General features: G+C 72.4%; 12 protein-coding genes. All 12 read right to left on the bottom strand.

What is annotated here, in order from left to right; genetic code table 11:
- Nucleotides 1-147 precede the first annotated feature (147 nt).
- The 12 genes from DEJ47_RS34535 to DEJ47_RS34480 all read right to left on the bottom strand — a co-directional run bounded on the left by DEJ47_RS34535 (nucleotide 148) and on the right by DEJ47_RS34480 (nucleotide 23,243).
- Complete coding sequence (locus DEJ47_RS34535; RefSeq protein WP_150175056.1) at nucleotides 148-1,398, bottom strand: ABC transporter permease; 1,251 nt, start codon at nucleotides 1,396-1,398, stop codon at nucleotides 148-150.
- The gene (locus DEJ47_RS34530; protein WP_150176075.1) at nucleotides 1,395-2,165 is read right to left on the bottom strand and encodes an ABC transporter ATP-binding protein; all 771 of its coding nucleotides are present in this window, start codon (nucleotides 2,163-2,165) and stop codon (nucleotides 1,395-1,397) included. Before DEJ47_RS34530 ends, DEJ47_RS34535 begins: the two co-directional genes overlap by 4 nt.
- Before the next feature lie 17 nt (nucleotides 2,166-2,182).
- Nucleotides 2,183-3,685, bottom strand: coding sequence for a peptidoglycan-binding protein (locus DEJ47_RS34525; protein ID WP_223828619.1), 1,503 nt, complete (start codon nucleotides 3,683-3,685; stop codon nucleotides 2,183-2,185).
- Nucleotides 3,682-4,275 carry a hypothetical protein gene (locus DEJ47_RS34520; protein ID WP_150175055.1) on the bottom strand — a complete coding sequence of 198 codons (594 nt, stop codon included), beginning with the start codon at nucleotides 4,273-4,275 and terminating at the stop codon, nucleotides 3,682-3,684. Before DEJ47_RS34520 ends, DEJ47_RS34525 begins: the two co-directional genes overlap by 4 nt.
- 171 nt (nucleotides 4,276-4,446) lie before the next feature.
- The gene (locus DEJ47_RS34515; RefSeq protein WP_223828618.1) at nucleotides 4,447-5,859 is read right to left on the bottom strand and encodes a cation:proton antiporter; all 1,413 of its coding nucleotides are present in this window, start codon (nucleotides 5,857-5,859) and stop codon (nucleotides 4,447-4,449) included.
- A gap of 5 nt (nucleotides 5,860-5,864) precedes the next feature.
- The gene (locus tag DEJ47_RS34510; RefSeq protein ID WP_150175054.1) at nucleotides 5,865-6,386 is read right to left on the bottom strand and encodes a flavin reductase family protein; all 522 of its coding nucleotides are present in this window, start codon (nucleotides 6,384-6,386) and stop codon (nucleotides 5,865-5,867) included.
- Nucleotides 6,387-6,395: 9 nt separating this feature from the next.
- Nucleotides 6,396-7,958 carry a tryptophan halogenase family protein gene (locus tag DEJ47_RS34505; RefSeq protein WP_150175053.1) on the bottom strand — a complete coding sequence of 521 codons (1,563 nt, stop codon included), beginning with the start codon at nucleotides 7,956-7,958 and terminating at the stop codon, nucleotides 6,396-6,398.
- A gap of 56 nt (nucleotides 7,959-8,014) precedes the next feature.
- Nucleotides 8,015-8,245: a ferredoxin gene (locus DEJ47_RS34500; protein ID WP_150175052.1), complete on the bottom strand. Its 231-nt coding sequence runs from the start codon at nucleotides 8,243-8,245 to the stop codon at nucleotides 8,015-8,017.
- Nucleotides 8,246-8,264: 19 nt separating this feature from the next.
- Nucleotides 8,265-9,470: a cytochrome P450 gene (locus tag DEJ47_RS34495; protein WP_150175051.1), complete on the bottom strand. Its 1,206-nt coding sequence runs from the start codon at nucleotides 9,468-9,470 to the stop codon at nucleotides 8,265-8,267.
- 8 nt (nucleotides 9,471-9,478) lie between these two features.
- Nucleotides 9,479-10,594: a cytochrome P450 gene (locus DEJ47_RS34490; RefSeq protein ID WP_150175050.1), complete on the bottom strand. Its 1,116-nt coding sequence runs from the start codon at nucleotides 10,592-10,594 to the stop codon at nucleotides 9,479-9,481.
- A 78-nt stretch (nucleotides 10,595-10,672) separates the two neighbouring features.
- On the bottom strand, nucleotides 10,673-11,893 hold the full coding sequence (locus DEJ47_RS34485; RefSeq protein WP_150175049.1) for a cytochrome P450: 1,221 nt from the start codon (nucleotides 11,891-11,893) through the stop codon (nucleotides 10,673-10,675).
- A 112-nt stretch (nucleotides 11,894-12,005) separates the two neighbouring features.
- A complete protein-coding gene (locus DEJ47_RS34480; protein WP_150175048.1) occupies nucleotides 12,006-23,243 on the bottom strand; it encodes an amino acid adenylation domain-containing protein in 11,238 nt (3,745 codons plus the stop codon).
- Nucleotides 23,244-23,263 lie beyond the last annotated feature (20 nt).

Raw genomic sequence — 23,263 nt, 5'->3', positions numbered from 1 at the left:
CCGCGTCGCGTTCCGGGATCGGCCCGGAGGCGGCGCGGACGGGCGCGGTGCGCCTGTGGCACGGGGGACGGCTCCAGCAGGAGCACCGCGGTCCCTGAGGCCCTTGCTGGTGCCTCGCGGACGGTCTTCAGGCGGCCGGTGGCGGTCTCATGTCGTCGCCAGGGCCTCGGTCGGGGGCAGCCGTGCCGCGCGTACCGCCGGGTAGAACCCGGCGAGACCGCCGATGACGAGCGTGGCGCCGACGCCGCCGGCCATCGCCCAGACGGGGACGACGGAGGGCCAGCCCTGGTATGAGGCGTAGCCGCCGGTGACGGCGATGCCGAGCAGGACACCGCCGAGGCCGCCGAGCGCGGACAGGAGCAGGGCCTCGGCCAGGAACTGGGTGCGGATCTGGCCGCGGGTGGCCCCGAGCGAGCGGCGCAGGCCGATCTCGGAGCGGCGTTCCAGGACGGAGATGACCATGGTGTTGGCGACGCCGACGCCGCCCACGAGCAGGGCCACCCCGCCGAGGCCGAGCAGCAGTCCGCTCAGGGCGTCGTCGGTGGCCTCCTTGGCGGCCAGCGCGTCCGAGGGCCGGGAGACGTTGGCCTCGTTGGGGTTCTCGGGGTTGGTGGTGGCGCCGAGCACCTCCTGCACGTCGTTGACGGACGACTCGTCGGCGCGCGTGAAGATGGTGGTCGGCGAGCCGTCGAAGTCCAGTTCGCGCTCCGCGACGGACCAGCCCACGAGGGCGGACGAGTCCAGCGAGGGCACGAGTTCGTTCGGGGCGAGCAGGCCGAGGACGGTGAACCAGCGGCCGCCGATCCAGACCTTCACGTCGTCCCCCGCCCGGTGCACCCCGAGTTGCTCGGCGGCCTTGGGACCGAGGACGACCGCCGGGTAGCGGCTGTTGGCGGCGTTGAGCCAGCGGCCGTCGACGATTTCCGCGCCGACCGACTTCGGCAGGTCCGTGCGGGCCGCAGACACGTTGAGGCCGCCGGTCTCCTCCACGGGCGTGTGGTCGCTGCGGTACACCTTGGCGCTCGTCTTGCCGAGGGCGGAGACCGACTCTACGTCGTCCATCGCCGCGATCATGTCGACCGACCCCTCCGGCAGGTGGGCCTCGCCGCCGCTGAAGTTCTGCCCCGGGGTCACCGTCAGGAGGTTGGTGCCGAGCGCCCGCAGCCTGCGGTCGAGGTCCTCGGTGGAGGAGGTGGAGATGCCGACCACGCCGACCATCGCGGCGATGCCGATGGCGATGCCGAGCGCCGAGAGGAACACCCGCATCGGCCGGGAGCGCAGCCCGGAGCCGCCGACCCGCAGCACGTCGGCGGGGTTCATCCGGGCGGGCTTCGGCCGTCGTGGGGGCTCGGGCGGCTCGGGGGCCGCGGCGCGCTCCAGCTCCTTGATCGCGGTCATCGCAGGGCCTCCTGCGGCACGAGGGCGTCCTGGGAAACGTGCGGGGCGGGGCTGCCGTCGGCGATGAGCGAGTCGTGTTCGATCCGGCCGTCCTTGAGGCGCACCTCGCGGGGCAGGGTCGCCGCGATGTCCCGGTCGTGGGTGATGACCACGACGGTCGTCCCGGCCTCGTGCAGCTCGTGCAGCAGCTCGATGACGACGGCTCCCGACCGTGAGTCGAGCGCGCCGGTCGGTTCGTCGGCGAGCAGCAGCGGCGGGTCGCCGAGCACGGCGCGGGCGATGGCCACGCGCTGCTTCTCGCCGCCGGACAGCTGGTGCGGCTCGTGGTAGAGGCGGTGGCCGAGGCCGACGCGGCGCAGCGCCCGTTCGGCGAGGCGGCGGCGCTCGCCGCGCGGCCTGCCGCTGTAGAGCAGCCCGTCCGCGACGCTGTCCAGCGCCGGTACGCCGAAGGCGAGGTGGAACTGCTGGAAGACGAAGCCGATGGTGTCGGCCCGCAGCGCGGACAGTTCACGGTCGGTCAGGTCCGCCACGTCGTGTCCGTCGATGCGGACGCGGCCCGCCGACGGGCGGTCCAAGGTGCCCATGATGTTGAGCATCGTGGACTTGCCGGACCCCGAGGGGCCGACGATGGCGAGGAGTTCACCGCGCCGGATGAGCAGGTCGGCGCCGCGCAGGGCGGCGACGTCCTCGTACGTCTTGGAGACGCCCGTCAGCTCGACCACGGGCCGGTCCGCGACGGTGGCGGGCTCGGGGGCGTACGAGGTCAACTCCGGGGTGGAAGAGGTCACTTGGGTACCCCCACGACGGTGCCTTCCTTGATGCCCTTGCCGGACACCTCGACCCTGCTGTCCGCGAACATGCCGAGCTCGACCGGGCGGTACTCGGTCCCGTCGGCGGTGACGACCTCCACCGCGTACCCTCCGCCGCGCTGCGCCACCAGGGCGCTCACCGGGACCACGAGGACGTCCTTGCGGGACTCGGCCTTCAGCGTGACCTGGACGGCGGCGGCCTGGTAGCGGCCGAGGCCCTTCTGGTCCTTCACCGTCAGCTCGACGGGCAGCGTGGCCTTGTCGTCGGAGCCCCCGGAACCGGAGTCGCCGGAGCCGGAGCCCGAGCCGTCCGCGGAGTCGTCGCCCTGGGAGGTGGAGGGCGTCCCGATGTCCGTGACCTCGGCCCGGACGGTGGTGTTGTCGGGGAGTTCGACGGTGACTTCGGTGCCTTTCCCCACCAGGTCCTCGAACTGCACGTCCAGGTCGACACCGACGATCCGCTGGGTGCCGGTCCAGGACAGGACGTTGCCGCTGAGGGCGGCGCCGGGCGAGGTCTTCACGTCGGCGACGCGCCGGGCGCCGTCGGCCACCACGGCGTCCCCGGCGGCCACGGTGCCGGTCTCCTCGCGGTTCAGGTCGTCCTGCCACTCCTTGACGGCCTCGGCGGTCGCGGAGTTGTACGTGTCGTCGACGGTGAACCCCTTGTAGCCGAGGGCGCGGAGGTTCTTCTCCAGCATCTCGACGTCGTCGCCCTCGCTGCCGGACCGCAGGGTCCGGTAGAGCGGGAACGAGCCGTACAGGAGCGGGATCCGCTGCTGGTCGACGCGGTAGACGGTGTCGCCGCGCTCGATCCTCCTGCCCTCCTCGGGCACCCAGGTGACGATGCCGTCGCCCGCGCTCCCCGCGGCGGAGGAGCCCTGGCCGGACTGGTCGGACCGACCGGACTGTCCTTGGCCGGACTGGCCCTGGCCCGACTGCCCGTCGCCCGTGCCGGAGGGCGAGGCCGGTGCCTGCACGGTCGTCGCGTCGCCGTAGCCGAGGTTGCCGTCGACGGTCTCGGTGTCGGTCAGCGTCGTGCGCTCCACCTTCGCCGTGGCGGGCGGTCCCGAGGGCGCGGAGCTCCCGGAGTCGCCGCCGTCGCCGCCGATGGTCCCGGTGGCGGCGACACCTGCCGCCGCGGCGACGGTGATCGCGGCGAGCGCGATCAGCGAGGTGCGCAGCGGGCGGCGCCTGCGGCCGTTGCCGTGCGGCGCCGCGTCGCCGTCGTCGGAGCCGCCACCTGACGCGGTGTCCGGCGCGGTGGCGGCCTCCGCGGTCAGGGACGTCTCGAGGTCGCGGGTCTGCGGGCGGGTGTCCGTGGAGGGTTCCTCGGCGGTGTCGACCGCTCCGTGCCGCTTCGTCGACACCTCGCCGGATCCGTGCCGCTTCGTGGACACCTCGCCCGAGCTGTGCCGTTCCAGCGCGCCGGACGGCTCGCCGGCCACGGACAGCGCTTCGGTCTCGTCGCGGCCGGTCACTGCGGGACGCCTCCCCCTTGACCGTTGTTCATCATCATGCCGCCGCCGGGGTACTTGCTCTGGCAGGCGCCCATGGCCTTGGTGAACTCGGGGCCGCCCGGGGTGATGCCGGTGCCGTTGATGTCGATCTTCATGTTGCTGCCCTCGATCTCCGGGTCGGGGAACTTGGGGAGCCCGTTCTCGCGCAGGCACTTCGCCCAGGCCGAGACCTTCCCCGAGTCGAGGGCGGCGCCACCGCCACCGCCGCCGCCAAGACCCTGCGGGGCCTTGTCGCGGCAGGCCTCCTCGGCCTTCTTGAACGATTCGGAGTTCGGGTCGACGCCCTCGCCGGGGGTGAGCCTGACGCCGCCGGTGTCCTGCTGCGGGTCGGGATAGTCGGGCGCCCCGTTCTCGCGCATGCACTTGGAGTACGCGAGTCCCTGGTCGAAGGGGCTGGTCGGGGACGCGGACGGGTCCTTGTCCGAGGAGGCGGCGGACGAGTCCCCCGAGCAGCCCGTGAGGACGGCTCCGGTGAGGAGGGCGGACGCGGCGACAAGTGCGGGCGCGACGGCTCGCTTGCGTGCGATTGCTCGCTTGTGTGAGGTGAACATGGACCCAACTTCTACGCGGCGGCCGGTCACACGGCGGGCACAAAGCGGGGCGTCCGCACAGTGCGCTGAAGGGTGCGGGGGTGCGTGCGCGGGCAGGCCGGATCGGCCGCACACGCGGAGCGTGCGGCCGTTCCGGTTCCGCCGCGCGGGACACGCGCCCGGCCGGCCGGATCAGGTCTCCGCCCGCTCCGGACTCCCCCGCTCCGCCGGACTCCCGCGCGCCGGGCCCCCCGGCTCCGGACTCCCCCGCTCCCGCGCCCCGCGCCACGCCACGTGCCTGCGCTGCTCCTCCGGAGTGCAGTCGATGCGTTTCACGGCCGCCTTGAGCAGCGGCGGCGCCATGACGGAGGTGACCACCGCGACCAGGACGATGATCGTGTACGTCCTGGTGTCGAGGATGCCGAGCCGCAGCCCGACCATCGCGACGATGATCTCGATGACACCGCGGGCGTTCATGCCCGCGCCGAGCGCGAGCGCCTCCCATCGGCTGAGTCTGCTGAGCCGCGCGCCGATGTACGCGCCCGCGAACTTCCCGAGGACGGCGATGACGAGCACGATCAGGGCGGCCCCGAGCACCGCGGGTTCGGTGAGCGCGCGCAGGTCGATGCGGAGCCCCGCGGTCGCGAAGAAGACGGGCGCGAGGACGGCGAGGACGACCATGCGCAGCGACCCCGTGCGGGCCCGGTCGAACTCCCCGCTGGAGCCGATGAGCATGCCGCACAGATACGCGCCGAAGACCGCTTCGAGACCCAGTGACTGGGTGCCGGCCGCCGCGAGCAGGATCATCGCGGCGGCCGCGGACACCGTCCGCTCGTCCGAGCCCTTGCACAGGCGCAGGGCTCTGCGGACGAGCGGGCGGCCGACGATCAGCGCGATCAGGAGGACCAGCAGGAGCGAGCCGACGGCCTCGGCGAAGACACCCGCCGTGAGGCCGCCCACGGTCATCGCGGAGACCACGGAGAGCATGAGCCAGCCGAAGGTGTCGTCGATCATTCCCGCGGCGAGCGTCAGCTGGCCCACGTCGCGGTGGATGAGGTCCATGTCCATCAGCGTCTTGGCGATGACGGGGATGGCGCTGACACACATGGCGACGCCCAGGAAGAACGCGAACATCTGGCGGTCGGAGGTGTCGATGCCGAGCATGTGCGCCACGGGATGGCCCAGGCCGACGCCGAGGGCGAGCGGCACGAGCAGCCCGGCCAGGCTGACGCGCAGTGCCGTGCCGCCCCTGCGTCGGATCATCCGCAGGTCCATCTCGATGCCGGTGAGCCCGACGAGGAGGAGGACCGCGATCTGTCCGACGGCGTCGAGCAGGTGCACCTGGGCCGGGTCGGACGGCAGGAGCCAGGCCGCGGCGTCCGGTGCCACCCAGCCGAAGAGGGACGGGCCGAGGAGCACGCCCGCGCTCAACTCCCCGACGATGGGCGGGAGTCCGCAGCGCGAGGCCAGCCTGCCGAGCATGATCGCGAGGAGCAGCAGCACACCGACCTGCAGCAGGAAGATCAGCAGGGGGTGGGCCGCGATCGGCGGCACGGGGGCGGCCGACAGCAGCTCGGTGGCCGCGGGCGGGCCGGCGTGGGGCACGGCGTTCACCCGCCCCGTTCGGTGAGGGCCCCCACGGCCGGTTCACCCGGGGACGGGGCGAGTTCGCTGTAGCGCCGGAAGCCGTAGAGCAGGGCGCTCTCGTGGCGCAGGCGCTCGACCGCGCGCACCGCTCCGACGACGATCACGTGGTCGCCGGAGGGGTGGGTGCGTTCGACGGTGCATTCGGCGACGGCGTGCGCGGCTTCGACGAGCGCGGGGCTGCGCCCGCGGCCGAAGGGCCGCCAGGCGACGCGTTCGAAGCGGTCGGGTGCCCCGGACGCGAAGAGCGCGGCGACCCAGCCCGCCTCGCCGTGCAGCAGGTTGACCGCGAACGCGCCGCTGTCGGTCACCGCTCTCAGCGTCGGGCTGCCGCTGCGCAGGCACGTCAACAGCGTCGGCGGGTTCACGCTGATGCTGCACAGCGAGGAGCACGTCATCCCCCGGGGCCCCGCGCTGCCGTCCCGGGCCGTCACGACCGACACACCGGTCGGGAACGACGCCATCATGTCGCGGAACTCGATGTCCATGTGTCCCGGTCACACCCCGTCGCGCATGCGTTTGAAGTAGGCGTTCTGCGTGGGCAGCGTCCGGACCAGCGACCGCGCCTTGTCCTTGATGGCCTGGAACTCGGCGAGCGCCGCCTTCTCGTCGATCAGGTCGAGGGCGGGCGAGGGCCGGACGGGGATGCCGCCGGTGCCGAGGAGGATGCAGTTGTACGAGTAGGGCGGCAGACCGTGGTAGCGGGGGTAGACCGTGCCGGTGTCGGGGACCTTGCTCTCCCACAGTTCGAGGCGCTCGGCGAGCGCGTCGGGGATGGCGCGGGTCTTGGTGTCCCGCCAGTACTGGTTGTCCGCGCGCTTCGCGCCGCGGTAGTGGAGGACGAGGAACTCCCGTACGCCGTCCATCACGTTCATCAGCGCGTTGTTGTACTGCTCGCGCAGCGTGAGGTCCCAGTCGCCCGCCGGGTAGTACTTGACGAGCTGCTCGATCGCGTAGTGGATGAAGAAGATCCCGGTCGACTCCAGCGGCTCGACGAAGCCGCTGGACAGACCGATGGCCACGCAGTTGTTGACCCAGGAGCGGCGGCTGCGGCCGATCCGCATCCGGATGTGGTTGGCGGGCACGTCGGCCGCGGCGGGGCCGACGAACGCGCGCAGGGTGCGTTCGGCCTCTTCGGGGTCCATGTAGTCGCGTGCGTAGACGTAGCCGGTGCCGATCCTGCTGATCAGCGGGATGGTCCAGATCCATCCGGCGTCCTGGGCGGTCGCGGTGGTGCAGGGGCGGATGGGGTCCTTGTCCATGTCCATGGGGACCTGCAGGGCGACCGCGCTGTCGTTGGGCAGGGTGTCCTGGTAGGAGACGAACGGTTCTTCGAGGGCCTTGTTGAGCAGGAGGCCGCGGAAACCCGTGCAGTCGACGAAGAGGTCGCCCTCCAGGCGCCCGTGTTCGGCGGTCTGCACGTGTGAGAGCCAGCCGCGCTCATCGAGACCGACGTCCACGACGTTGTCGACGACGTGCCGCACGCCGCGCTGGGTGGCGTACTTCGTCAGGTACTTGGCGAGGAGGTGCGCCTCGAAGTGGTAGGCGTACGGGAACTGGGCGCCCTGGTACTCGGCGATGGTGTTCGGTGCGGCCTCGCCCTCGACGAAGTCCTGTTCGAGCAGGCGGTTGTCGAGGTAGCGGGGGCTGCGGTTGCCGTCGATGAGGGACGCCATCACGAAGCAGTCCACGTCGAACCGGTCGCTCGTGGGATACCGCAGCCACCAGTCGGTGAGCGGGAACCCCTTGACCGACCTGAGCTGCTCGAAGGGGTGGTAGAAGTGGTGTCCGGGTTCACGCCAGTCCTCGAAGCGGACCGCGAGTTTGTACGTGGCGTTGCAGGCGGGCATCCAGTCCCGCTCGGCCAGGCCGAGGAACTCGAAGAAGTGCCTGATGTCGCTGAACGTGGCCTCGCCGACGCCGATGGTGCCGACGTCCGCCGACTCCACGAGCGTGACGTTGATGCGGTCGCCGAAGGCCGCCGTCAGATACGCGGCCGTCATCCAGCCGGCCGTGCCGCCACCGACGATGACGACGTCGCGTACGGGAGCATGCGTCATTTCCCCACCCCACTGTGATGTTTGAGCGATGTTCGAGCACCGGTCGTGCCGAAGTCCTAGCGACCGCGCGTGTCCGTGCCGCCCGGCGCGTCCCTGCCGCTCAGCGTGATCGCGCCTGCCGGGCATCGCGCGGCGGCGCCGCGCACGGCCGCGGCCGTTCCCGGTTCGGGCCGCGCCGCTTTGAGCAGCACTTTCCCGTCGTCCTCCGACTGGTCGAACACGGCGGGAACGTAGCTCATGCACAGGCCGGAGCCCGCGCACCGGCCGCGGTCGACGTGTACCTCCATCTCTGTTTCCTCTCTGTTCTCACCAGGTGACCGGCAGCCGCTCCACCCCGTAGGCGGTCGAGCGGACACGGAATGCCACGTCCTGTGCGGGCACCGCGAGCCGCAGTCCGGGGAAGCGCCGCAGCAGCGCCGTGTACGCGATGCGGAGTTCCATCCGGGCCAGGGCGGCGCCGATGCAGTGGTGGATGCCGTGCCCGAAAGCGACGTGCGGCACGGGTTCCCTGGTCAGGTCGAGCCGGTCGGGATCGGCGGTCAGGTGCGGGTCGCGGTTGGCCAGCGGGATCGAGCAGACGACGGTGTCGCCCGCTCTGATCAGCCTGCCGCCGAGGGTGATGTCCTCGACGGCGGTGCGGGGCGTGGGGGCGTGCGGCACCGACAGGTAGCGGAGCAGTTCCTCGACGGCGCGGTCCAGGGCGGCGGGATCGTCGCGCACGAGGGCGAGCTGGTCCGGGCTCTCCAGGAGGGCGAGGGCGCCGAGGCCCAGCATTCCGGAGATGTTGTCGAGCCCGGCGAGCATCAGCAGGACGCAGATGCCCCGCAGTTCCTTGTCGGTGAAGTCGCCGCCGTGGTCGCGGACGAGCATGCCGAGGAAGCCGTCGTCGGGGTTCTTGCGCTGCCGGGCCACCAGGGCGGCGAGGTAGCGGGTGAAGGCGGATCCGGCGGCCGTGCGCTCCTGGCGGCCGCGCCCCGTGGCGAGGTGGGCGTGGCAGCGGCGCAGGAAGTCGTCGCGGTCGTCGCGCGGCACGCCGATGAGTTCGCACAGCACCGGTCCCGGGATCGCGGAGGCGAAGAGTTCCGCCAGGTCGGCGGGGTGTCCGGCGCGCTCCATGATGTCGAGGCGCTCGGCGACGATGGCCTCGATGCGAGGCTGGAGTCTGCGCATCCGCCGCACCGTGAATTCGGGCGTGAGCATTTTGCGCAGCCGGGTGTGTTCGGGCGGGTCGTAGTCCATGAGGAGCCCGACGCCTTCGTCGGGCCGTTCGCCGTCGCCGCCGGCCGGTTCGCGTGAGCCGAAGCGGCGGCGGGTGGAGAACCGGGTGTGGTCGCCGAGGACCCTGCGCACCTCTTCGTGTCCCGTGACCAGCCACAGGGGTTCGCCGCCCGCGCCGGGTGCCAGGCTGACGCGGGTGACGGGCCCGTCGGCGGTGAGGCGCCGCAGGTCGTCCGCGGGGTCGAAGTGCGTGCGGCGGGTGTGCAGCGGTACCGGGGCGCTCTCGTGCGGCATGTCGCCCCTCACCAGGCCACCGGCAGCGTCTCCACGGCCTTCGACGTGAAGCGGAGTTCGTCGCGCGGCGCGGCGAGCCGTACCCCGGGGAACCTGCGGAGCAGTTCCGCGATGGCGATGCGCAGTTCCATCCTGGTCAGCGGCGCCCCGAGGCAGTAGTGGATGCCGTGTCCGAACGCCATGTGGCGGCTGTTGTCCCGGGTGATGTCGATGGGTTCCGTCGGCTCCCCGGGCGAGTTGGTGTTGTTGGCGCCGAGCAGCGAACAGGCCACGGGCTCCCCTGCCTTGACCGTCTTGCCCGCGAGGGTGACGTCCTCCAGGGCGGTGCGGGGCGAGGCGTGCGAGATGATCGAGACGCTCCTGATCAGCTCCTCCACCGCGTGGTCGATGAGTTCCGGGCGCTCCTTGAGCAGGGCGAGCTGGTCCGGGTGTTCCAGGAGGGCGAGGATGCCGAGCCCCAGCGTGCCGCCCACGTTCTGGATGAAGGAGGCGAGGAGCGTGGCGGCGGTTCCGGTGAGTTCGGCGGGTGTGAGGTCGTCGCCGTGGCGCTGGATGAGGCGGCCGAGCAGGTCCTCTCCGGGGTTGCGGCGCTTCTGTGCGGTGAACTTGCTGAGGTAGACGAGGTATGAGTTGCCGGCCGCGTCCCGCTGGTCCCTGTCGGGGTTGTCGATGCGGTTGGTGTCGAGGTGGCGGGCGAGTTCGGCCTGGTCGTCGCGGGGTATGCCGAGCAGGGTGCAGCCGATGAGGCTGGTGGTGGGCCAGACGAAGTGCGGTACGAGGTCGATGGGGTGGGCGGCACCCTCCATGGCGTCGAGGCGCTCGGTCACGATGCTCTCGACGAGGGGTTCCAGGGTGCGCACCCTGCGGAGCGTGAACTCGCCGGTGAGCATCTTCCGCAGCCGGGTGTGCTCCGGCGGGTCGTAGTGCAGCAGGTTGCCGGGCTGCACGAGACGCCTGGAGTCCTCGATGTTGTCCGCGGGCGGCAGTGTGGTGAAGCGGTCCGAGTCGCCGAGGATCGCCCGCACCTCGTCGTATCCGGTGGCGAGCCATGCGCGGTCCAGGGTCCCGGGAGGGGTGGTCTCGACGAGCGGCGACTGCTCGGTTTCGTCCAGTGGCTTGGGCATTTCTCGGAGTCCTTTCGCCCTTTCTCACGAGTCTGAATTCGGCTTCGCACATCGGTCAAGGATGTCCAGGAAGCCGCGTCACCACCGCACCAGGAGTTCGTCGACGCCATAATTGGGTGTCCAGGTGCGGAAGCGGATTTCTTCGGCGGGCCCTGCGAGTGACAGCCCGGGGAACCTGCGAAACAGCGCCGATATCGCGATGCGGAGTTCGACGCGGGCGAGGACCGCGCCGATGCAGTGGTGGACGCCGTGGCCGAACGCCAGGTGCCCGGAGTTGTCGCGGGTGATGTCGAGTGTGTCCTGCGGTACGCCGTTCGACGCGGCGCCGCCCGCCGGGTCGCGGCTCACCGCGAGCAGAGAGCAGATGACGGACTCGCCCGCCCTGATCAGCTGCCCGCCGACGGTCACGTCCTCCAGGGCGGTGCGGGGTGTGGCGTTCTGCACCGACGATACGTAGCGGATGAGTTCCTCGACTGCGGAGTCGAGCAGGTCGGGCCGGTCCTGGAACAGGGCCAGCTGGTCGGGGTGTTCGAGGAGTGCCAGCGGGCCGAGGCCGAGCATGCCGCCGATGTCCTCGAGGCCGGAGCCCATGATGGCGGCGGCCATGCCGGTCAGCTCTTCGTCGTTGAGGTCGTCGCCGTGCCGCCGGATGAGCATGCCGAGCAGGTCGTCGCCGGGGTCGCGGCGCTTCTGCCGGATGAGCCTGCGCATGTACGTCATGTACGCGTTGACCGCGGCCCGTTGGCGTTCGCGTTCCTCACGGCTGGTGTGCCGGCCGAAGCCGGTGCCGGTCCTGCTGATGTTGAGGTTGCGGGCGATCTCCGCCGCGTCGTCGCGGGGCACTCCGAGGAGTGCGCAGCCGACCAGGCCGGGGATGGGCCAGGCGAAGTGCCGGATGAGGTCGGCGGGCCTGCCGGCGCCTTCCAGCGCGTCGAGGCAGTGCTCGACGATCTCCTCGATGAAGGGTTCCAGCCTGCGGATCCGCCGCATCGTGAACTCCGGTGTGAGCATGCGGCGCAGCCGCGTGTGCTCGGGCGGGTCGTACTGGCGCAGGTTGCCGACCTCGATCTGGCGCTTCCCCCCGTTCCTGCCGTCGTCGGACGGCAGCATGCTGAACCTGTCGTCGCCGAGGACGGCCCGCACCTCCTCGTAACCGGTCGCGAGCCAGTGGCGGCTCGGTGCGCGGCCGCCGGTGTCCAGTTCGACGATGGGAGTGCGCGCGCCGAGTTCGACGAGTTCCGGTACGGGTTCGATGCCGTTCCTGCGGGTATGCGCGGACGTGCTCACTGCCTTCGACATTCGGAGGCCCTTTCGCCCTTCCATTCTTTGGCTCTTTGACTCTTTCGCTCTTTGGCGCTTTCGCTCCACGCTCTTTCACTCATGTGCTCAGTGCGGGAATTCCGTTTTGCCGTCACCGGAGCTTTTCCGCGACGACGGCTCCGATCCGTGCCGAGGGGGCGGGCTGCAGCATCGTGTAGTGGCTCGCGGCTATCTCGTGGGACTCGATGTCACCGGCGATGTACGGCCGCCAGCTCTCGGCCGAGACCGTCCCGGTGTCCACGGGCCGGTCCTCGGTCGCGACGAAGAGCAGCAGGTCGCCTCCGAAGCGGCGCGGTGTGTGGCGCGGGGTGAGCCGTCCCACGTTGTCGATGACCTGGCGCATGTTGGCCCTGAGTCCCTCGTCCATGTCCTGGCCGATGTTCTCGTCGGGCGGCAGCCCCAGGTTGCTCGCGCGCGGCGTGGTGGCGCCGTCCTGGTCGCCGTCGGCCTGCGCGTCGCTGTACTGGGCCCCGCCGAACCCCTCCGGATAGCCGTCGATCACCGCGAGGAGCTCGACGTGTTCGCCCTGTTCCTCCAGGTGCGCGGCGACGGCTTGGGCGATCAGCCCGCCGAGGGACCAGCCGAGCAGGTGGTAAGGGCCTTCGGGCTGGACGGTCCTGATCTGCTCCATGTAGTCGGCCGCCATCTCCTCCAGGCTCTGGGGCAGCGGCTCCGGTTCGGCGAGCCCGCGGGCCTGCACGCCGTACACGGGCCGGTCCTGCGGCAGGTGCCGGAGGAGCGCCGCGTACGCCCAGCTCAGTCCCGTACCGGTGTGCATGCAGAACAGTGGCGGCAGGTCGCCCTTGGGCCGCAGCGGCAGCAGCATCTCCAGGTCGCCGTGGTCGCCGCCCGCGCGGCGCCCGGCGGCGCGGGTTCCGCCGTGCCCCCGGCCGCGCAGGGTGAACAGTCCGTCGGCGCTCCGCCTGGCGCGTTCCCCGGTGCGCAGCATGCGTTCGCCTCCGGTCGCCCCGAAGGGGCAGGCGACGAAGCGGTCGCCGGTGAGGCCGGGTGCTTCCGCGTAGCCGCGGGCGAGGGAGGAGCCCGCGATGTACAGGTCTCCGGTGCCGCCGGGCGGTACCGGGCGCAGGTAGTCGTCGAGGACGTAGGCGCGTGTGTTGGGCACGGGGGTGCCGGCGGGGGCACGGTCGGGCAGGGGTTCGCCCGGTCCCGTCCGGTGGTCGAGCCAGGGGCCGCCGGTCTCCGCCGCGCTGTGGGCGCTGACGAGGGTGGTGCGTGGGTGTGCGGCGAGCCAGGCACGGGTGTCGTCGACGGCCGGGGTGCCTCCGTTGTCGACGACGGTCACCTCGGCGAACTCCGCCTCGTCGGCGGCTCGTTCGGCGACTGCGGACAGCAGGTCCCGGGAGGTGACCAGACGCTGTGCGCCCGCCGGTCCGGCGTCCGGTGCCGCGTCCTCCCCCGGTACGCCGAGCCGGACGCCGCCGCCCGCGCTCAGGGCGGAGAGCAGCGGGGTCAGGAGGGCGGACACGGGGGCCCGCACGTCGAGGAACGTCACCCCGTGGTGCGTGGGGGCCGCGTACTGGTGGTGCACGGCGTGGTCGACGAGCGTCCGGTGCTCGACGACGGCGCTCACGACGGTGCCGTCCGCACTCTCCGGTGCCGGGGCGCCGATGACGAGTGCCGCCTGCCGGGGCAGGGGCGTCGGCAGCGGCGGGCCGGACGGCGGGTTCGCGCCGTCGGTCGCGGGGAGCCTCGGGTCGTCGAGGAGCAGGAAGGGCACCGTCACGCCGTCGCCGAGAAGCGGGGCCATGGCGAACGTGCAGACGAGGGCGGCGGGTGTGACCTGCCGCAGGCACGACGCCACGTCCTCCATGGGCCGGTTCGGGTCGGCGATCAGGCATGCGGCGCCGGACCTGAGCACGCCGAGGACCGCGACGACGAGGCCCGATGCGGGCGGCAGGGCGAGGACCACGATGTCCTCCGCGCCGATGCCCAGCTCCCTCAGGCGCCGTGCCAGCTGCCCGGAGGCGGCGTCCAGCGCGCCGTGGGTGAGCAGCCCTTCGTGGTCCATGACGGCGACGGCGTCGGGGGCCAGCGCCGCCTGTTCGGCGAGCAGTTCGACGACCGTACCGTCCGGGACGGGCGCCGCGGTGGTCCCACGGGCTTCCAGAACCTGGCGGCGCTCGGCCTCGTCCAGGAGGAGTTCCACCTGGCTGAGCCGGAGTTCGGGGTCGTCCGCGACCTGCTGGAGTACGCGGGTCAGCCGTCGGGCGAGCGCGGACGCCGTGGAGCGGTCGAACAGCTCGGTGGCGTAGCGCAGCGCGCCGTCGGCGCCGTCCGGACCGCTGTCGGAGCCGTGCCGCTCGGTGAGGGCGACGACCAGGTCGGGCTGGGCGGCCGGGGTGCCCACCGGCAGGCGTGTGGTGCGCAGGCCCGGCAGCTCCGGCGACTCCCACATCTCGGCGGAGTCGCTGAGGATCTCCAGGACCACCTGGAACACGGGGTGCGGGGGCCCGGCGGGCAGCGCGAGGGCGTCGACGAGCCGTCCGAAGGGGACGTCGGGGTTCTGGACCGCGCGCTGGTACGCGTCCCGTGCGCGGCCGAGCAGTTCGCGGTACGTCGGGTCGCCGGACGCGTCCGTGCGCAGGACCAGCGGGTCGGCAAACGGGCCGACGACGCCGTCCAGGTCGCCCTCCTCGTCCCGGCGCGGCAGCACCGTGCCCAGGGTGAGGTCGGTGCCCGCGCCGAGCCCCGAGAGGAGCAGCGCGAGCGCTGCCTGCACCACCATGAAGAAGGTGGCGCCGTCGGCCTCGGCGATCTCCGTGAGGCGGACGTGTGTGGCGCTGTCGAGCTCCAGCGGCACCTCGTCGGCGCGGTGCGAGGGCAGCGCGGGGCGGGGCCTGTCGGCCGGCAGCTCCTGCTCGGGTCCGGCGTCCGCGAGGGCCTTCTTCCAGTGGGCGAACTGCTCGCCGATGAGGCTGTCGCGGTCCTCCTCGTCCCGCAGCATCTCCTGCTCCCACAGGGCGTAGTCGGCGAACTGGAGGGGCAGCGGCGCCCGTTCGGGTGCCCGCCCTTCCCTGCGGGCGCCGTAGGCGGCCGCCAGATCGCGGACCAGGACGATCAGCGACGCGTCGTCCGTGGCGATGCGGTGCACGACGAGGAGCAGCACATGTTCGGTCTCCGTGACCGCGAACAGGCGTGCCGTCCACGGCGTGTCACGGGTGAGGTCGAACTCGTGCCCCGCGTGGTCGGCGAGCAGCCGCGGCAGCTCCTCCTCGGTGACGTCGGTCACGGGCAGGGCGGGGCGGGCGGCTTCGGCGTCGGGCGCGAGGACGCACTGACGTACGTCGTCGATGCCGATTTCGGCACCGCCGTCGTCGGCACCGGTGTCGGGTCCGACGAACACCGTGCGCAGGATGTCGTGCCGTGCCGCGACGTCTCCGAGCGCCGCCTTGAGCGCGTCCCTGTCGAGCCTGCCGCCGAGGCTGAGGGCGATGGACACCCGCTGGGCCGCCGAGCCGGGGTTGGCCGCGGCGAGCCGCCAGGTCCGCAGCTGTCCCGCGGTGACGGGTATCTCGTCCGGGTGGTCGACGGGCTTCAGCTCCGGGAGCTCCTTGGACGTGAGCATCCGGGCCACGCCGAGCGGCGTGGACTCGCCGAAGAACCGCCGCATGCTCAGCTCGCTGCCGAACTCCTCGCGGATACGCGCGGCGAGGCGCATGGCCAGGCCCGAGTCGCCGCCCAGATCGAAGAAGTTGTTGTCGACGCCCACCCGTTCCAGGCCGAGGACCTCGGCGAACAGCGCGCACAGGGTCGCTTCGAGCTCGGTCTCCGGCTCACGGCCGGAGATGCGTCCCGCGAAGTCGGGGCGGGGCAGGGCCGCCCGGTCGACCTTGCCGTTGGCGGTCAGCGGCAGCGTCTCCAGGATCACGACGGAGGCGGGCCGCATGTGGTCGGGCAGCAACCGCGCCAGGTGGTCCTGCACCGACTGGATCTCCAGGTCCGCGGTCTCGGGCACGACGTAGCCGACGAGGCGTTTGTCGCCGGGCCGGTCCTCTCGGGCGATCACAGCCGCCTGTCGTACCTCGGGATGGGCAGCCAGCGCCGCCTCGACCTCGCCGGGCTCGACACGGAACCCCCGCACCTTCACCTGCTCGTCCGCACGCCCGACGAACGACAGCTGTCCGTCGGCGGTCCAGCGCGCCAGGTCACCGGTGCGGTACATACGTCCGCCCGCGCCGAACGGGCACGCCACGAACCGCTCAGCCGTAAGCTCCGGCCGCCCCACATACCCCCGGGCGACACCAGGCCCGGCGACGTACAGCTCCCCCGTCGCCCCGACCGGCACCGGGTGCAGAAAACCGTCAAGGACGTACGTCCGCACGTTGTCCAGCGGGCGCCCGATGGCCGGGGGCCTGTCCTGCGACCTGATGTTCTCGTCGACGGGCCCCGCGGTGGCCATCACGGTGGCTTCCGTGGGCCCGTAGGTGTTCCACACGCGCGCCTGTGTCGTCCACCGGCTCGCCAGGGCGGCGGTCGTGAGTTCCGCGCCGAGGACCCAGGTGCCGACTCCGGGCACGGAGCCGGGGTCGAGCATGGTGAGCAGGGACGGCACGACGCTGGCCGTCGTGACACCGGTCGACTCGATCATGTCCGCGAGCGCCGACGGCTCAGCCCGCTCGGCCGCGGAAGCGATCACCAGCGTGCCGCCCCCGGACAGCGTCGCCGCAACATCCAGCACCGCCGCGTCGAAACTGAACGACGCGAACTGCAACACCGAAACACCCACACCCACACCCAGCACCGGACGCATCGCCGCCGCCAAATTGGCCACACCACCGTGCGCGACCGCCACACCCTTGGGACGACCCGTCGAACCCGACGTATAGATCACATACGCGAGTTGATCCGCAGACAGCCGTACGTCGAGGAGGGCGTCGGAGGAGTCGATCTGTTCCTCCTCCAGCAGCACGACCCGCGCGTCGCCGACCGCCACCCCCGCCAGACCCTCGCCCGCGCTCACAACGACCCGCGCACCACTGTCGGCCACCATGAACGACAACCGGTCAGCCGGATACTCCGGATCCAGCGGAACGAACGCACCGCCCGCCTTCCACACCGCCAACTCCCCCACCACCATGCCCACCCCACGCGGCAGACACAGCCCCACACACGACTCCGGACCCACCCCCAACCCCACCAAACACCGGGCCAACCCGTTCGCCCTCGCCTCCAACTCCCCGTACGACACAACCTCTTCACCACACCGCACCGCCACCGCATCAGGCGTGTTCCGTGCGTGTGCCGCGAACAGTTCGGGGACGAGGGTGTCCGGGTGGGACACGGCGGTGTCGTTCCACTCCTCCAGGACGCGTGCCCGGTCGGAGTCGTCGGAGAGCCGCAGCCTGCCGACGGGCGTCCCGGCGTCCGCGGCCATCTGCCGCAGCGCCCGCAGGAGCCGGTCGAGGAGTGCGCGGGCCGCCGGTTCGTCGAAGGCGTCCGGGCGGTAGGTCAGGCGCATCCGCAGGCCGTTGAGCGGGTCCACGACCAGGCCGAGCGGGTAGTTGATCGACTCGCGCATGCCCGCTTCGGTGAGTTCCACGCCCGTGGGTCCCGGCTCGCGGGTGTTCCCCGCATCCTGAGCCGAGGGGTCGGTTCCGGTGGGGAAGCTCTCGAACGCCATGAGCGTGTCGAACGTCGCTCCACGGCCCGCCACGCGCTGGATGTCGCCGAGGCTCAGGTACTGGTGGTCCATCAGTGCGGACTGACGGCCCTGGACGTCGGCGAGGACCTCGGCGACGGTCCGCGCCGGGGTGAACCGCACCCGTACCGGGACGGTGTTGATGAACAGGCCGAGCATGTTCTCCATGCCGGGCAGGTCGGCGGGGCGACCTGCCACGGAGGCGCCGAACACGACGTCCTGGCGGCCCGCGAGCTGCCCGACCACCAGGGCCCAGGCGGTCTGGACGACGGTGTTCAGCGTCACGCCCTGGGCGCGGGCCAGTTCGCCGAGCCTGCGGTCGAGGGCGGGTCCCGCGACGGCGAAGACCTCGCCGGACTCGGCGTCCGGGTCCGGCGCGGCGACCGCGCCGGGTGCCATCGGCACGACCTGCGTGGGCTCGTCGAGACCGGCCAGTTCCGCGCGCCAGGCCTCCTGTGCCGCTTCCTTGTCCTGCTGTGCCAGCCAGGTCAGGTAGTCGCGGTACGGGGTCACCGGGGGCAGTCCCGCCGCGGTGCCACCCGCTTCGTAGCAGGCCCACAGCTCGCGGCGCAGGACGGGCAACGACCAGCCGTCGAGCACGATGTGATGGAGCGTCACCATCATGCGGTGACGGTCGTCACCCGTCTTGGCGAGGAGCACTTTCACCAGCGGCGGCTTCGCCAGGTCGAAGCCCTTGGCGCGGTCCTCCTTGCCGAGCCGTTCGGACTCCTCCCACGCCGCGTCCTCGTCGAGTTCCGAGAGGTCCTCCTCGCGCCACGGCACGGTCACGCGGTCGGCGACGACCTGTACGGACTGTCCGGAGCCCGCCACCTGGCGGAAGCCCACCCGCAGGCTGGCGTGCCGGTCGAGGAGCGCCTGCCAGGCCGCGCGCAGGCGTGCCGCGTCGAGGGGTCCTTCCAGGCCGACGATCATCTGCTCGACGTACACGTCGGTGCTCTGCCGGTCGAACAGGGCGTGGAAGAGGAGGCCTTCCTGCAGCGGTGAGAGGGGCCAGATGTCGACCAGGTCCGGTGCGGCCGTCTCCAGCTTGTCGATCTGCGGCTGGTCGAGGGTGACGAGCGGGAAGTCGGAGGGGGTGTGGCCGCCCGCGGTGGGCTCGTCGACGTGTGCGGCGAGGCCGGTCAGCATGTCGGCCCAGGCCTCGACCAGAGTGCGGGCGGCCGTCTCGTCGAGGAGGCGGTGCGGGGCGTCGAGGCTGAGGGTGAGGCGGGGGCCCTCGGGACCGTCGTGGACGACGCCCGCGAGCTCCAGCGGGTGCGCCACGGGGTACCGGCCGTCCGCGGGCCGCTGGTCGTCGCTCGGCGGTGCGTCGGTGGCGCCGTCGTCCGGGCCTGCCGGGACGCGGCCGAGGTAGGTGAAGCCGATGCGGGCGGCGGGCAGGGCCGCGAGGGCGGCGGCGGTCTCGGGGTTGAGGTGGCGCAGCAGGCCGTGGCCGAGGCCGTCGCCGGGCACCGCGCGCACCTGTTCCTTCACGCGTTTGAGGGAGATGCCCGCGTCGGGGCCACCCTCCCGCAGGTCCTCGAAGTCGGGCTTTCCCACATCGAGCCGTACGGGGTGGGTGCCGGTGAACCAGCCGACCGTACGCGAGAGGTCCATGGTCTCGGAGAGCGCGATCCGCCCGTGTCCCTCCACGTCCACGAGGAAGCCGCCCTCGGGCACCCCGCCGTCGGCCCACTCCGTGACGGCCGCGGCGAGCCCGGTCAGGAGCACGTCGTCGACGCCCGCGTGGAACGCCTCCGGTACGCCGGTCAGGAGCGCCGACGTGACAGGGGCGGGGACGGTGACCGACACGCGCCGCACGGTGTCGGCGAGGTCGAGCACGGGGTCCGGGGACACCGCGGTCAACTGCGGGTCGGGGCCCTGGAGCAGCCGCGTCCACGCGTCCAGTTCCGCCGTCCGTTCCGTGCTCGTCGCCTGGTCGGCGAGAGCGCGGGCCCAGTGCCGGAACGACGTGGGCACGGGCGGCAGCTCAGGTGTGCGGCCCGCGGCGGTCGCCGCGCACACCTGCTCCAGGTCGGGCAGCAGGATCCGCCAGGAGACGGCGTCCGTCACGAGGTGGTCGACGACCAGGACGAGCCGCCCGGGGTCGTCGGGGCCCGGGTCGAGCCAGACCACCTGGAGCATGACGCCGGTGCGCGGGTCGAGCCGGGCCACCGCGGCGCGCGTCTCCTCGGCGATGATCCGGGGCAGTTCGTCGGAGGGCGTGCCGGTGGCGTCGTAGCGGCGTACGAACGACCCGGCGGGCACGGTGCCGGGGCCGGACACCATGAGGCGCCGTTCCGGTTCCGTCTCGAGCCGGGCCCGCAGCACGTCGTGGTGGTCGACGACCGTGCGCACCGCGTCGGCCAGGGTCTCGGTGCTCAGGCCCGCGGGGGCCTCGACGACGGCGGTCTGGACGACGCGGCCCGCCGCCTCGGCGCCGACGCGGTCGAGCAGTTCGTGCATGACCGGCGTGAGCGGGATGTCGCCGGTGCCGGGGTCGCCGCCGCCGGTGGGTGTGGCCTGCGTGGGGACGGCGACCAGGGCCAGGGCGGCCGGGGTGCGGTGCTCGAAGACCTGGCGCGCGGTGATGGCGAGGCCCGCGCGGCGGGCGCCGGACACCAGCATCATCGACGAGATGGAGTCGCCGCCGAGCGCGAAGAACGAGTCGTCGGCGCCGGCCCGCTCGATGCCGAGCACGTCGGCGAACAGGTCGCACAGGACGGTCTCGACGGGTGTACGCGGGTCACGGCCGCCGCGCACGGCGAGCTCGGGGGCGGGCAGCGCGGAGCGGTCGAGCTTGCCGTTGACGGTGAGGGGCAGCGCGTCGAGGACGACCGTCGTCGCCGGGACCATGTAGGCGGGGAGACGGGTGGCGGCGAAAGCGCGCAGGGCTTCGGTGTCGAGGTCGCACGGTGTTCCGGAGGCGGGCGGCGCCGCGTTCCCGCCCGCGGGCACCACGTACGCGACGAGGCGTTTGTCGCCCGGCAGGTCCTCGCGGGCGATCACGGCCGCCTCGCGCACGGACGCGTGCGCTGCGAGGACGGTCTCGATCTCGCCGGGTTCGATGCGGAAGCCGCGCAGCTTCACCTGCTCGTCCGCGCGGCCCGCGAACGACAGCTGTCCCTCCGCGGTCCAGCGCGCCAGGTCACCGGTGCGGTACATGCGTCCGCCCGTGCCGAACGGGCACGCCACGAACCGTTCCGCCGTCAGGTCGGGCCGTCCCACGTAGCCGCGCGCGACGCCCGGCCCCGCGACGTACAGCTCGCCGCTGACGCCCGGCGGCACCGGGCGCAGGAAGCCGTCGAGGACGTAGGTGCGCATGTTGCCGAGCGGTCGTCCGATGGGGGGCGGGGCGTCCACGGGCTTGATGCCCTCGTCGACGCGTCCGACGGTCGCCATCACGGTGGCCTCGGTGGGCCCGTAGGTGTTCCACAGCCGGGCGCGGCCCGCCCAGCGGCTCGCGAGGTCGGCGGTCAGCCACTCGCCGCCGAGGACCCAGTTGCGCACGCCCGCGACCGTCTCCGGGTCCAGGGTGCGCAGCACGGACGGCACGACGCTGGCCGCTTCGACGCCGTTCGCGCGGATCATGCCGGCGAGCGCGTCGGGTTCCGTGCGCTCCTCGGCGGACGCGATGGCCAGGGTGCCGCCGGCCGCCAGGGTGACGGCCACGTCCAGGACCGCTCCGTCGAAGCTGAAGGAGGCGAACTGCAGCATCACGACGCCGTCGCGCAGGTCGAGCGCGGGCCGCATCGCCTCGGCCAGGTTCATGAGGCCCCGGTGGGCGAGGGCGACGCCCTTGGGGCGGCCGGTGGAGCCCGACGTGTAGATGACGTACGCGAGTTGCTCGGTGCCGACGGGCAGACCCAGCGGCTCGCCGGGCTCCGCCGCGATCGCCTGCGCGGTCCGCGGCTCGTCCAGGACGACCACGGGGGTGGTCCCGTCGGGTACCTCGGCGCGGGTGGTCCCGGTGGCCAGGACGAGGTCGGCGCCGCTGTCGGTGATCATGTGGTGCAGCCGGTCGGCCGGGTGGTCCGGGTCCAGCGGGACGAAGGCGCCGCCCGCCTTCCACACCGCGAGTTCCGCCACGATCATGTCGGTGCCGCGCGGCAGGCAGAGGCCCACACGCCGTTCCCCGCCGACTCCGAACCCGGCGAGGTGACGGGCGAGGCGGTTGGCGCGCTCCTCCAGTTCGCCGTACGTCAGGGTGTCCTCGCCGCAGCGCACGGCGTACGTGTCCGGTGCCCTGCGCGCCTGCGTCTCGAAGGCCTCGACGACCGACCCGGCCGCCAGGGGGCGCCCGGTCGCGTTCCACAGCTCCGTCACGGCGGTCCGCTCCGCCTCTTCCAGTACGTCGATGTCGCCGACGCGGGCCGACGGGTCGGCCGTGAACTGTTCGAGAACGCGCACGAACCGCTGGACGACGGATTCCGCGGCGGCGCGGTCGAACAGGTCGGGCCGGTGGTCCAGCTTGAAGCGCATGCGGTCGCCGCCCGGCACGGCGACGAGGGTCAGCGGATAGTGCGAGGCGTCGCGGGACGCCTGGGCGGGCCTGATCGTCACGGCGTCGGGGCCCGGCTCGGGGCCTGCGGGCGGCAGGGGGTAGTTCTCGTACAGGACGAGGGTGTCGAAGACCGCGGCGGGCCCCGCGAGCTTCTGCACCTCGGCGAGCCCGACGTGCTGGTGGGCGATCAGGCCTGACTGGGCTTCCTGCAACCGCGCGAGCAGTTCGGCGACGGGCTGCGCGCCGTCGAGGCGTACGCGCACGGGGAGCGTGTTGATGAACAGGCCGATCATCGACTCCACGCCGGGCAGTTCCGCGGGGCGGCCCGCGACGGTCGCGCCGAAGACGACGTCCGTGCGTGCGGCGAGACGGGCGAGCACGAGAGCCCATGCCCCCTGCACGACGGTGTTGACCGTAAGCCCGTTGGCACGCGCCAACTCGGTGACCGCGGTGGTGAGTTCGGCCGACAGGCTGGTGTGCGTCTGGTCGGGCAGCACGGGGGCGTGGCCCGGGTCCTTCGGCGCGACGAGCGTCGAGCCGTCGGCGTCGGCCAGTTCGGCCCGCCAGGCGTCCCGGGCGGCGTCCTTGTCCTGACGGCCGAGCCACGCCACGTACTCGCCGTACGGTGTCACGCGCCCCAGCACGGAGGCGTCGCCGCCCGCCGCGTACACCTGGGACAGCTCGTTCAGGAGGACCGGCATCGACCAGCCGTCCATGAGGATGTGATGGAACGTCACGACGAGTCGGTGCCGCCGTTCACCGAGCCGCACGAGCAGGAGTCGCAGCAGCGGCGGCACGGCGAGGTCGAAGCGTTGCGCGCGTTCCCGTGCGGCGAGCCGGTCGATCTCGGCGAGCGCCTCGGGCTCCACGAGCGTGCTGACGTCCGCCTCGTTCCAGGGGAGCGTGACCTCGCGCGGGATCACCTGGACCATCCGGGCGCCGGTCACCGGGCGGAAGCAGGCGCGGAGCGCCGCGTGCCGGGCCAGCAGCGCCTCCCACGACGTGCGCAGCCGTGCCGTGTCGAGGGGCCCTTCGACGTCGAGGGTCGACTGCACGGTGTAGACGTCCGGGCCCTGGTCGTCGTAGGAGGCGTGGAAGAGCATCCCCTCCTGCAGCGGCGAGAGGGGCCACACATCCTCGACGAGGGATCGGGGTCGGGTCGTCATCGCTCTGTCTCCTCACAGCG

This window comes from Streptomyces venezuelae (assembly GCF_008642355.1).
Classification (GTDB): domain Bacteria; phylum Actinomycetota; class Actinomycetes; order Streptomycetales; family Streptomycetaceae; genus Streptomyces; species Streptomyces venezuelae_B.
Note: the sequence above shows the minus strand (reverse complement) of the source record. Positions and strands in the feature narration are given on the sequence as shown.